Here is an 11514-nt window from a genome sequence, read left to right as displayed (position 1 = left end):
CTGCTGGGGACCAAAACCCGATCGCCGGGGCGCAACATCGCCTGCATTATGCCCGTAATAGCAGCCTGACCTGAGGGTAGCAAAACAGTACCCACCCCGCCATGAAGTTGTGTCAATTGCGCTTCAAGCGTACGGCTTGTCGGTGTGCCATAAAGGCCGTAACTGTAACCGTCCGGGCCACGGCTCTGACGCTTGCTATAGGATTGTGCATCATCAAAGACGATTGTCGAAGCGCGGTAAGTCGCGACGCCAAGGCTTACAAAGCCCTCCTGGGAAACGATCGGATGGTGAACGCATTTGGTCTGGTCGTACATCGGCAGGGTACCTTTCTTCCCCACAGAAAACGCCGACGGGAGATGAACTCAATTGACTAAGGGTTCTAGCTCCATGCAATCTGATTATAGGTGAATTCCGGGAAACTTGGTACATATCGGAAAAATTGGGAGCCCTGCGCTTGTGAACTTTCGTCAATTGGAGATTTTCCGCGCAGTCATCAGCGGTGGCTCGGCTTCAAGGGCTTCTGAACTGCTGGACATTTCACAACCGGCAATCAGCCGCTCCATAGCCGATCTCGAAGCTTCACTCGGATTTCTGCTTTTCAATCGGGTTCGTGGGCGACTGGTCATCACCCCGGAAGGTCAGTTGTTTTCGGAAGAAGTGGCCAATGCCTTCCTTGCCATGGACCGTCTTAAAGCGTCGGCGCTCAAAATTCGCGATTTTGGCTCCGGCCATATTCGTATAGCCAGTCTGGCAGCCATGGGCTCGACGCTCGTTCCGCGCGCGGTCAAACTCTTTCAGCAGGACCACAGCGATGTCGCGGTCACGCTGCATATAGACTCCTCCCCCAATATCAAAAATCTCGTTGCAACCGGGCAGTTCGACATTGGACTGGCAGCAGATGAAATTGATCTTTCAGGTATCGATCATCAACGTTTTGCCAGTTTTAAAGCAGTCTGCGTGCTACCACGCGAACATCCGCTAACTTCGCAGAAGACAATCCGCCCAGAATTTTTACACCGTGAACCATTCATTGCTCTGGCGCCGGGAGATCAGATACGTGAAGATCTCGACACCATATTTCGCAAATATGAGGCGGAGCCATCCGTGGTGATCGAGACGCCGAATTCAGCGACTGTCTGTGCGCTCGCCCTTGAAGGGATAGGTGTTGGAATTGCCAACCCGATCGCCGCCGACGGGTTTTCTGAACGTGGACTTGAGGTACGACCTTTCACCCCGGATGTCTATTTCAAAAGTCATCTGCTTTTCAGACCCGACATTCAGCGTTCACGTATTGTCAATGCCATGGCTGCCGCATTGATGCAGGCGCGCACATTACCCCCTACTGGTGCAAGAAGCCTACGCGATCTCGGCTAAAGCGCCCATAACCGCAACGTATCGAGTGTTGCGTATGGGGCAATTGATCTGGATAGAGTGCACTTTATGATCCCCTTATCGACTGAGGAAGCTAGGGCTTCAGCAGCCGTCCAACCATAAATATCAGGGGATCACCATGAGCAGACTTTCTCGTAATCCTGCATTTCCCGCCATTGCAATTGCTATCCTGACAGGTTTGACCGCAGTTCCGGCGCAGGCCGAAACCACCAAGGATCGAATTCTCTCAGAAAAAAGCGTAACCATTGGAATTCATAACCGTGTTCCCTGGGGCTATCTCGATAAGGATGGCAAAGTTGCCGGTTTACAACCAGCCATCATTCGTGCGGCTTTAGCACCGCTTGGCGTAACGGAAGTGAAATTCGTCATCGGTGAATTCAGCACGATGATACCCGGTTTGCTGGCTGGCCGATTTGACATGACAGCTGCGGGCGTTGGCATCACGCCTGCCCGCTGCAAATCGGTCATCTTTAGCGAACCCGACCTTACGAGCGGTGATGGCCTGCTGGTCGCTTCAGGAAATCCGCTGAATCTTCACAGCTTTCTGGATGTAAAGAACAATCCGAAGGTAAGGCTCGCGGGTGCCCGGGGATCGGGTAATGCAGCTCACGCAATTCAGGCGGGAGTGCCCGAATCCCAGATGCAGCAGTTTCAGGATGTTGAATCTATGGTTTCTGCGCTTGTCGCCAAACGCGTGGACGCCGTTGTTATGTCAGCGGCTACAATCATTGCCACCATGTCAGATCCAAACGTAAAAGGGATTGAAAGAGCCGATCCGTTCATTCCGCTGAAGAATGCCGAAGGCGATGATGTCGCAATGGTAACGGCCATCGCTTTTCGTCCGGATGACACCGACTTGCGCGATCTTTACAATGAACAGCTTAACAAGCTGAAGGATAGCGGGGAACTCGAAAAGATCATCCTCGATACCGGCTTCACCAAAAACAATCTTCCACCAAACAAGACCGCAGAACAACTCTGCTCGGCACCGGAACAGCCCAAATGAGCATGTTCGATATTCTGGCGAATATTCTCGTCGGCATCAACGTCACCATCAAGGTGACGTTGTATGGTATGCTCTATGCTGTTCCATTCGCCTTCGTTTTCGGTGTAGCGCAACATTTCACAAAGGGCATCACTCGACTGCTTGTAACCGCCATCATCGAGTTTTGGCGCAGCTCTCCGGTCATCATCCTTATTTACGGTTTCTATTTTTCCCTGCCGGGTCTCGGCGTTCAACTCTCAGCAATGACCGTAGGCGCCATGGTGCTGGGGCTCAATATTGGCGGCTATGGCAGCCAGGCTGTCCGCGCCGCTCTTCAAGCACTGGACCAGGGACAGGTCGAAGCCGGCTATGCCTTGGGTTTCCGCCGTCTGCGCATTCTTTATCTAATCGAATTGCCACAGGCTCTGGCCGCCATGACGCCGACATTCATCAATCAGTTCATCCAGCTCGTCAAGGGAACCTCGCTCGTCTCCCTTGTAACCTTGGCCGACATGACCTTTCTTGCGAAAGCCCTGTCGCAAATCCACTATGGCCCTGCCAAAATCTATACCGCGCTTCTGATCGTCTATTTTTTGATATGCTATCCTGCAACCATAATTGGACGCATGATCGAACGCCGAGTGAGCCGTGGCCGCGAGGTTGCCCATGACCTTTAGTTTCGAATTCGCACTGTCGATCCTGCCGCGTATCCTCAGCACCCTGACGACCACGTTGCTTGCCACTATAATCGGCTGTCTTGGCGCGGCATTTCTGGGTTTTCTCTGGGAAATCCTGCGCCGTTCAAGCCGGCCAGGTCGTTATGCCATGCGCTTCCTGATCGACGTTATCAGATCCACGCCCCTTCTGGTGCAGATTTACTTCTTTTACTTCGTTCTGCCTGAATATGGACTGACATTGCCAGCCCTTTTCGTCGGGGTATTTGCCTTAAGTCTTTATTACAGCGGATATCTTGCAGAAGTCTTCAAAGGGGGTATCGATTCAATTCCGAGAGGCCAGTTCGAGGCGGCAAAGGCACTCGGTCTGAAACGCCTGCAACTGGTGCTGCTGGTGATCGCGCCGCAGATGCTGCGCAATGTTGCTGCGCCCATGGGCAATTACTTTGTCTCGCTGTTGAAGGCGACGCCCTATCTGGCTGTTATCGCCGTCCCGGAAATGCTGTCCATTGCACTGGAGATCGCTTCAGAGACCTTTCGCTACGCGGAGCCAATGACAGTTGTCGGCATAATTTTCCTTACCCTCGCACTGTGTTTCTCAGCGCTTGTCAGGATGATCGAGACACGGATGCGCCTGTCTCCAAAAGCCGGCTGAATGTTCTGAAATTTCAAGGATCAAACTCATGCAACCAGAAATATCGCCTCTCGCTGTATCCCTGTCCAATGTCAGCAAATGGTATGGGGACTTTCAGGTTCTGTCAGACATCAATCTGACCGTAGAAAAGGGAGAAAAAATCGTCATTTGTGGACCATCCGGTTCGGGAAAATCGACGATGATCCGCTGTATCAACCGTCTGGAGGAACATCAGAAAGGCAAAATCGTCGTTGGCGACACAGAACTGACTAATGACCTGAAAAGAGTGGACGAAGTGCGTCGGGATGTTGGAATGGTGTTTCAGCATTTCAACCTGTTTCCGCATCTGACCATTCTTCAAAATTGCACGCTCGCCCCGATATGGGTGCGAAAAATGTCGCGTAAAAATGCCGAAGAAATCGCGATGGATTATCTCACCCGCGTCAAGATCCCGGAACAGGCCCATAAATATCCGGGCCAGTTATCCGGCGGGCAACAGCAGCGGGTCGCCATTGCTCGCGCCTTGTGCATGAACCCGAAAATCATGCTGTTTGATGAGCCGACCTCCGCGCTTGATCCGGAAATGGTCAAAGAAGTGCTCGACACGATGGTGTCACTTGCAGGCGACGGCATGACGATGCTCTGCGTAACCCATGAAATGGGTTTTGCCCGCGAGGTCGCCGACAGGGTCATTTTCATGGATGCAGGACAGATCGTCGAGACCAACGCGCCCGAAGAATTTTTCTCCAATCCGCAACATCCGCGTTCAAAACTGTTTCTTTCGCAAATCCTGCACTAAGCCTGTATCATGCGAAACAACAGGACGATTGCTGCCCTTTCCACTGCCCTGCACACGGGGACCACCACGGCGCGCCAGCTCGTCGAAGAAGCGCTGGAGAGAATAGACGATCCCGCGGGCGAAGGTGCGAACAGCTTCATGCAGGTCTGGCATGATCGTGCCCGCGATCTGGCCGATCATATCGACCGTCACGCCTTATGGCGCGATGCTACCTTGCCGCTTTGCGGCATCCCGATCTCGGTCAAGGACGCATTCGACATAGCGGGCGAAATCACACGGGCCGGGTCGATTGCCCGTGATGAGGAGCCCGCAGCCCAAACCGACGCGAAAGCAGTCAGACGTCTGCGCGCAGCAGGTGCTATACTCATTGGTCGCACAAGCATGTCCGAGTTTGCGTTTTCAGGCATCGGCCTTAACCGGAATTTCGGCACACCGCGCAATCCGTGGGACAGAGTGCGCGGACGCATTCCGGGCGGCTCTTCTTCCGGCTCTGCCGTCGCTGTTGCCGACGCCATGTGTGCCGGCTCCCTTGCCACCGATACGGGTGGTTCCATTCGCGCGCCAGCCGCTCTTTGCGGTGTTTCGGGTTTCAAGCCATCCTTTTCATCTTCTCTGCTAGAAGGCGTATTTCCTCGTTCCTATTCGCTGGACACTGTCGGCCCGATTGCCATGTCGGTATCGTGTTGTGCAAGGATCAATGCGGCTCTTGGCGACCCAGATGCAACGCAGATTTCATTTTCCCCTCCTCTGCCTCTCAAGGGACTTCGTATCGCCATCATCGACGGAGAACCGTTGAAAGACCTTTTGCCCGAAGTTGCGCAGGCATTTTCAGCGGCATTGACGAGGTTGTCGGAGAAAGGTGCCGTTCTTTCTCATATAAGCCTGCCGGAAATAATGAATATTCGCGATCTCAATGCCCGAGGTGGAATTTCCCCGGCTGAAGCATTTTCCATTCATCGAAATCTCATTACCAGCCATCCCGAACGCATCGATCCGATCTTTCTCGCGCGTCTGCGCAAAGGCGCATCCATCAGCGCCACCGATTATATTGACGCACTACGACAACGGCAGGCGATTACTGTAGCGGTGCGCACGAAGATTCAGGCATATGATGCTATCGTCATGCCGACCTGCCCGGTGGTTGCGCCACTCATTGCCGATGTTGAGACACCGCAAGCCTTTGAAGCCATGAGCGCCCTTATTTTACGCAACTGTAATTTGGCAAACTTCCTTGATCTGCCTGCGTTGACAATACCGATCCAGCCACCCGATAGCGCACCCGTTGGCATGATGCTCATCGGCCATAATCAACGCGATTATGCGCTTTTACAAATAGGCATAGCCGTTCAGAAATCGCTGCTCGCAACCTGCCTATAACAGCAGGTAATTGATCTATGCGTGGGGCTCATTGAAGAGCGCAGATACCACGTCTAATTCTCTCACTTAAGCCCATAGAGATGCCGGTCGCAAAGCTGAAAGAAACAACGTGTCGCACTATAAAATGACAGAAGCAGAAACAATTGTCGTGGGCGGCGGTATCGTGGGAGCCTCGATCGCATTCGGCCTCGCACGCAGCGGCGAAAGCGTCATTCTGCTCGATGAAGGCGACATTGCATTTCGTGCCTCCCGCAGCAATTTTGCTTTAGTATGGGTGCAATCAAAGGGGCTAACCCTGCCGCCCTATTCGGCCTGGACACAGCGTTCCGCCAAGGAATGGAACGAACTGGCAGCTATTCTGCACGATGAAACCGGCATTGATGTCGCCCATCGGCAACCCGGCGGCTTTACGCTCTGTCTTTCCCAAAAAGAAATCGACGCGCGACTGACGAAACTAAAGCAATTTCACGCTCAGCCCGATACAATGCATTTTCCCTATCAGATACTGGACCATGACGAGGTGAAGAGACGGCTACCACATATTGGCAACAAGGTTGAAGGTGCCGTCTTTAGTCCGCTTGATGGCCATGCCAATCCACTTCTGCTCATGCGCGCCCTGCATACATACCTCACCATAAAGGGCAGTGAATACCGCCCTGCACATCCCGTCGAGACTATCGAACGGACATTGCAAGGCTACAATATAAAAGGGCAATGGGGTGAGGTTCGATCAAGAAAGCTGGTTCTTGCCGCAGGTCTCGGTAATGCTCGGCTTGCGCCGATGATCGGTCTCGATGCTCCGGTAAAGCCCAGTCGAGGGCAATTGATCGTCACCGAGAAGACGGCTCCTTTTCTGGATAATCCAATGGTCACGATCCGCCAGACGAACGAAGGTGGTGTCATGATCGGCGACAGCAAGGAAGATGTCGGCTTCGAAAACATTACCGGCACCGGCGTTCTGTCCGTGATGGCGGACAGGGCAATACAGATGTTTCCGCTGCTGCAGCATCTCAATGTGGTGCGGACATGGTCGGCGCTGCGCGTTATGAGCCCTGACGGATTTCCGATCTACGATCAGACCGACGATGATCCACCAGCTTTCGTTACAAGCTGTCACTCAGGCGTAACACTTGCCGGTGTCCATGCAATGACACTCGGACCCGCGCTCGCAAAAACCGCCCGGTTGCCTGAAGCCCTGGCTCCATTCACCCCGAAGAGGTTCCATGTTCCGGCCCATTAACGATCACCCAACCCGTGATGCAACCAATCAATCACGCGAAGCGACGGTCGCCTTTAGTTTCGACGGTCGTCCGATGCGCGGACGCAATGGCGACACTCTTGCGGCATCTCTTCTGGCCAACGGTGTCAGTGCGTTCCGCAAGACCCCGATTTCAGGAAGCGTCCGCGGTCCCTATTGCCTCATGGGGGTCTGCTTTGAATGTTTGGTCGTCGTTGACGGCGTTGGCAATCGCCAAGCCTGCCTCACGCCCCTACGCGAGGGAATGGTCGTCAAAACACAGCATGGTCCTCGCACCCTCGACGCATTGGAGAAAACCCGTCCATGAACCGGATCGAAAATCTTGATGGTGTGGCGGAGCTTTACGACCTCGTTATCGTCGGAGCAGGACCGGCTGGGCTTGCGGCAGCCGCCACGGCGAGCGAACTGGGCCTGACAACACTTGTGGCAGACGAAAATCTCAACCTTGGCGGACAAATATATCGCGCCATTACCACAAGCCCGGTAAAGCAGCGTGACGTTCTTGGGCCAGCTTACTGGGAGGGATTGGCGCTTGCGGAGGAATTTCAAAGAGCGACTGTTGATTATACGCCTGAAACCACCGTCTGGTCAGCTGAGCCCGCCCGCGACGATGAAGGCGCATTGATCGAACCGAACCATTTTGAAATCGGATTATCCCGAAATGGCAAAGCGCGTTTGATTCAGACGAAAAGGATCATACTAGCGACCGGCGCACTGGAACGGCCGTTTCCCATACCGGGATGGACTCTGCCAGGTGTCATGACAGCAGGCTCGGCGCAGATCGCGCTTAAAGCTTCCGCTCTCGTACCACAAGGGCGGACCATAATTGCCGGCAGCGGACCTTTACTACTCTTGCTCGCCGATCAGCTCAAGCGGGCTGGTGCTAACATCGTTGCCGTGCTGGATACCACACCACGCTGTAATTTCACCGCAGCCCTGCCAAAGTTGCCGGAATTCCTACTTTCGGATTATGCTTTTTATGGCCTCAAGCTTCTTCTAAAAAGCCGGTTTTCCTTGCCGGTGCGAAGTAATGTTACCAACCTGAAGATCACGGGCAATGATCGCGTTCAGGCCATCACCTTTATCAGCAAAAGCCGGGAAGAAACTATTGACTGCGATCAGGTCCTTCTACATCAAGGCGTCATTCCGAACATCAATATGGCCAGTGCGTTGGGTTGCGAACTGGTTTGGAATGAATCCATTCATGGCTGGTCGCCCGTGGTTGATACGCGGCTTAATTCCTCTGTTGACGGCATAGCAATTGCTGGTGACGGTGCAGGTATCGCCGGAGCTCCCAGTGCTGCCATCCGCGGAAAACTGGCTGCGGTATCCGCAGCAAAAGCCCTTGGCCGGATTGACGTCGTAACCGGCGATGCCTTGTCTCTTCCGTTCCAAAAACGGTTGAGACGCCTAGCGCGCGGACGCAGCTTTATTGATCGGCTCTTTCGTCCGGCACAAGAAATACTGCGCCCCAGCGATCCCTCCACAATCATTTGTCGTTGCGAAGAGGTTCGCGTTCAGCAAATTCGCGATGTCGCACGCGATCTCAACGTACAGGGACCCAATCAGCTCAAGGCCTATCTTCGAACGGGCATGGGGCCATGTCAGGGGCGTCAATGCGGGTCCAGCGTGATCGAGCTTATCGCCGAGCAACGAGGCGTGGCCGTGCATGAAGTTGGTCATTTGCGCTTACGCATGCCGATCAAGCCGATAACCTTAGGTGAAATTGCTTCTATGCCACAAAGTCAGGCAGCGAAAAATGCGGTCATGAGATAATCTATGCAAAAAACCATTCACGATTTCCTCTCCCGCATCTCTGCAGCCACTGATGAACAGGCGCTTGAGACAATTCGCGTCGAGGCACTTGGAAAGCAGGGCGTGATCACAGCTCAGCTCAAGACGCTCTGCTCGCTGTCCATTGAAGATCGTAAACTTCGCGGTGCCGAAATTAACCAGATCAGGGATCAGGTTCAAGCGGCATTGGCTGAACGCAAGTCTTATCTCAAGCGGTTAAACAGGCAAGCCAAACTAGCTACAGAGAAAATAGACGTAAGTTTGCAGGTACGGCAAGGTGCGGAAACGCACGGTCGAATTCATCCTGTGTCACAGGTCATTGATGAAATCACGGCTATATTCGCCGATATGGGGTTTTCCCTCGCAGAAGGACCGGAAATCGAGACTGATTTCTATAATTTCACCGCGCTCAATTTCCCCGAAGGCCATCCCGCCCGTGAAATGCATGATACATTTTTCATGAACGCAAACGCCAATGGGCAACGCAAAGTTTTGCGCACACATACGTCGCCGGTACAGATCAGAACAATGGAAGCGATTCAGCCGCCGATCCGTGTCATTATACCTGGCCGGACCTATCGCAACGACAGCGACCAGACACATACGCCAATGTTTCATCAGCTTGAGGGCCTTGTCATAGATAAAAGCGCCCATATGGGACACATGAAATGGGTGCTGGAAAACTTTCTCAAAGCCTTTTTTGAGGTAGAGCATCTCAAAATGCGCTTCCGGCCATCCTTCTTCCCTTTTACGGAGCCGTCAATGGAAGCAGACATCCTGTGTTCGACAGAGGATGGAGAACTGCGCATCGGACAAGGCACCAAATGGATGGAGATCCTTGGTTGCGGAATGGTACATCCGAAGGTGCTGCAAAACTGCGGTCTGGACCCGGATATATATCAAGGCTTTGCTTGGGGAATGGGAATCGATCGCATCGCCATGCTCAAATATGGCATGCCAGATCTGCGAGCTTTTTTCGACGCCGATATACGCTGGTTAAAACATTATGGCTTCCGACCGCTGGATTTGCCGACCCTATTTGGAGGCATCTCGCAGGCATCATATGCCTGATTAACCATCGAAAATGCAGCAGAGGTTTCAACCTTTCAACTTAAACTATCGTCTTTGTTCATTCAGGTCTCCAAGATTTCTTCTCCGCTGCACAATAAATAAAATGAAGGTGGAAAAACCATTTAATGAGCAAAAATGTGCTCGTTATGTAATTACATTACAATATATTCTTGAATATAAGGATCATGTTTTTTGGGTCGAAACTGAATCGGCAAGAAACTGGATGCTATGCACTCACTGGAGTTAAAATGAAAAATCGCGCGTTATTAACAAGCTGTGCAGTTTTGGTACTCACAAAAAATGCTGTTCAGGCTTCTGATTCAGTCATCGCACCTGAACCTGAGAATGTGGAATATGTACGCGTTTGTGACGCTTATGGTGCTGGCTATTTCTATCTACCAGGAACAGAAACTTGTCTGCGAATTCATGGCTATTTGCGCCATGACGTAAAAGCTGGGGATGACGCCTATAATGGACGCGAACGATCCGGATGGGGATACTCTTATCGTATTGCCTTTCAGACATCGACCGCGACTGAAACAGACCTTGGGACTCTTAAGACTTTTTCAGAAGTACGTTTTAACTACGCAGCAAATAATTTCCGTGGACAGTCTTCAGTTACATCCTCAGCCACGGATCTTCATTTCGCGGCACTGTTACTTTAACGAGAGTCCAGACGTAACGTATTCTTTGGCGCATCTGTCATGCGGATTTCAGGCACGTGATTTCGCGCCACATGTCAGTGGCGGCTTGTCGTAACTCACGATGATCGGCGGCATTGAATTGGTTTCGGGGGAAATAATTTAGGTTGTAGATCGGATCATGTATCGACGTGAAATTTTGCACATGTCGCGCCGATTTAAAGCGCTTCATAACCCGCTCTCGTCGTCGGATCGGCTGATGCGAATTCTCTGCCCGATTGTTCAAACCCTTATGCTGGCGACGCTAAGTCCCATCGTTCGTTTGGCAGCGCCATATGATCGTAGTTTATCGGTGACCATGATCCGGGGTGCACAGCCCTGTGCAGAGAGAAGCTTGCGCATGAAGCGCTTGGCGGCCTTGGTATTACGGCGTTTCTGGACCAGAACATCCAAAACAAAACCATCCTGATCAACTGCTCGCCAAAGAATGTGATGCTCACTTTTGATAGATATTACACATTCATCCAGGTGCCATTTATCGCCAAGCCGCGGTGTGCGGCGACGGATATTACTGGCATAAGCACGTCCGAATTTCTCCGCCCATTCGTACACGGTCTTATATGTGACGAAGATGCCACGATAAGCCAGCATGTCTTCAACCATGCGAAAGCTTAGCGGAAAGCGGAAATACAACCACACCGCCTCTGCAATAATCTCAGATGGATAACGATGGCGGCAGTAAAGCGAAGAACGAGGTTCGGTCATCACCCGTTATCGCAACTGATGTTTACACTTGGGTTAAGGTAACAGTGCCGTCTGGACTGCCTCGTTCGGCATCTTGCTCTTGCACTGGGCGGTCGCCCGGCGGCGCGCTTTGCGGATCGTCTCG

General features: G+C 52.5%; 12 protein-coding genes and 1 pseudogene. 11 read left to right on the top strand and 2 right to left on the bottom strand.

Annotation, left to right across the window (positions count from 1 at the left end):
• The coding region (locus tag JNC70_RS15895) for a PLP-dependent transferase (protein ID WP_374788717.1) at positions 1-314 on the bottom strand (314 nt) is incomplete at its 3' end.
• A 106-nt stretch (positions 315-420) separates the two neighbouring features.
• On the opposite strand from JNC70_RS15895, the gene JNC70_RS15890 reads away from it, so the two are divergent.
• The 11 genes from JNC70_RS15890 to JNC70_RS15840 all read left to right on the top strand — a co-directional run bounded on the left by JNC70_RS15890 (position 421) and on the right by JNC70_RS15840 (position 10649).
• Entirely contained in the window at positions 421-1374 is a 954-nt protein-coding gene (locus JNC70_RS15890; RefSeq protein ID WP_374788664.1) for a LysR substrate-binding domain-containing protein, read from the top strand.
• 136 nt (positions 1375-1510) lie between these two features.
• Positions 1511-2398: an ectoine/hydroxyectoine ABC transporter substrate-binding protein EhuB gene (gene ehuB / locus JNC70_RS15885; protein ID WP_374788663.1), complete on the top strand. Its 888-nt coding sequence runs from the start codon at positions 1511-1513 to the stop codon at positions 2396-2398.
• Positions 2395-3054 (top strand): amino acid ABC transporter permease, encoded by a 660-nt coding sequence (locus tag JNC70_RS15880; RefSeq protein ID WP_151659435.1) that lies wholly within the window; start codon positions 2395-2397, stop codon positions 3052-3054. Before ehuB ends, JNC70_RS15880 begins: the two co-directional genes overlap by 4 nt.
• On the top strand, positions 3044-3706 hold the full coding sequence (gene ehuD / locus JNC70_RS15875; protein ID WP_151659436.1) for an ectoine/hydroxyectoine ABC transporter permease subunit EhuD: 663 nt from the start codon (positions 3044-3046) through the stop codon (positions 3704-3706). Before JNC70_RS15880 ends, ehuD begins: the two co-directional genes overlap by 11 nt.
• A gap of 28 nt (positions 3707-3734) precedes the next feature.
• Complete coding sequence (locus JNC70_RS15870; protein ID WP_151659437.1) at positions 3735-4484, top strand: amino acid ABC transporter ATP-binding protein; 750 nt, start codon at positions 3735-3737, stop codon at positions 4482-4484.
• 9 nt (positions 4485-4493) lie between these two features.
• On the top strand, positions 4494-5861 hold the full coding sequence (locus JNC70_RS15865) for an amidase (RefSeq protein WP_151659438.1): 1368 nt from the start codon (positions 4494-4496) through the stop codon (positions 5859-5861).
• A 124-nt stretch (positions 5862-5985) separates the two neighbouring features.
• Positions 5986-7101 carry an NAD(P)/FAD-dependent oxidoreductase gene (locus JNC70_RS15860; protein WP_374788662.1) on the top strand — a complete coding sequence of 372 codons (1116 nt, stop codon included), beginning with the start codon at positions 5986-5988 and terminating at the stop codon, positions 7099-7101.
• Positions 7085-7426, top strand: coding sequence for a (2Fe-2S)-binding protein (locus JNC70_RS15855; RefSeq protein ID WP_374788661.1), 342 nt, complete (start codon positions 7085-7087; stop codon positions 7424-7426). The genes JNC70_RS15860 and JNC70_RS15855 overlap by 17 nt, the downstream gene beginning before the upstream one ends.
• Positions 7423-8895, top strand: a complete 1473-nt coding sequence (locus JNC70_RS15850; RefSeq protein WP_374788660.1) for an FAD/NAD(P)-dependent oxidoreductase — start codon at positions 7423-7425, stop codon at positions 8893-8895. The genes JNC70_RS15855 and JNC70_RS15850 overlap by 4 nt, the downstream gene beginning before the upstream one ends.
• Before the next feature lie 3 nt (positions 8896-8898).
• Entirely contained in the window at positions 8899-9984 is a 1086-nt protein-coding gene (gene pheS, locus JNC70_RS15845; RefSeq protein ID WP_374788659.1) for a phenylalanine--tRNA ligase subunit alpha, read from the top strand.
• Between the two features lie 248 nt (positions 9985-10232).
• Entirely contained in the window at positions 10233-10649 is a 417-nt protein-coding gene (locus JNC70_RS15840; RefSeq protein ID WP_374788658.1) for a porin, read from the top strand.
• Between the two features lie 37 nt (positions 10650-10686).
• Here JNC70_RS15840 and JNC70_RS15835 read toward each other — a convergent pair.
• Positions 10687-11390, bottom strand: a pseudogene (locus JNC70_RS15835) (IS6 family transposase).
• Between the last annotated feature and the right edge of the window lie 124 nt (positions 11391-11514).

Origin of the sequence: Brucella oryzae (assembly GCF_041929965.1) — a bacterium.
GTDB classification, from domain to species: Bacteria; Pseudomonadota; Alphaproteobacteria; order Rhizobiales; family Rhizobiaceae; genus Brucella; species Brucella oryzae.
Note: the sequence above shows the minus strand (reverse complement) of the source record. Positions and strands in the feature narration are given on the sequence as shown.

Bases quoted from the DNA above. Each gene is read 5' to 3' on its own strand.
- ehuB (WP_374788663.1), top strand. From the start codon at position 1,511: ATGAGCAGACTTTCTCGTAATCCTGCATTTCCCGCCATTGCAATTGCT.
- JNC70_RS15880 (WP_151659435.1), top strand. From the start codon at position 2,395: ATGAGCATGTTCGATATTCTGGCGAATATTCTCGTCGGCATCAACGTC.
- ehuD (WP_151659436.1), top strand. From the start codon at position 3,044: ATGACCTTTAGTTTCGAATTCGCACTGTCGATCCTGCCGCGTATCCTC.
- JNC70_RS15870 (WP_151659437.1), top strand. From the start codon at position 3,735: ATGCAACCAGAAATATCGCCTCTCGCTGTATCCCTGTCCAATGTCAGC.
- JNC70_RS15865 (WP_151659438.1), top strand. From the start codon at position 4,494: ATGCGAAACAACAGGACGATTGCTGCCCTTTCCACTGCCCTGCACACG.
- JNC70_RS15860 (WP_374788662.1), top strand. From the start codon at position 5,986: ATGACAGAAGCAGAAACAATTGTCGTGGGCGGCGGTATCGTGGGAGCC.
- JNC70_RS15855 (WP_374788661.1), top strand. From the start codon at position 7,085: ATGTTCCGGCCCATTAACGATCACCCAACCCGTGATGCAACCAATCAA.
- JNC70_RS15850 (WP_374788660.1), top strand. From the start codon at position 7,423: ATGAACCGGATCGAAAATCTTGATGGTGTGGCGGAGCTTTACGACCTC.
- pheS (WP_374788659.1), top strand. From the start codon at position 8,899: ATGCAAAAAACCATTCACGATTTCCTCTCCCGCATCTCTGCAGCCACT.
- JNC70_RS15840 (WP_374788658.1), top strand. From the start codon at position 10,233: ATGAAAAATCGCGCGTTATTAACAAGCTGTGCAGTTTTGGTACTCACA.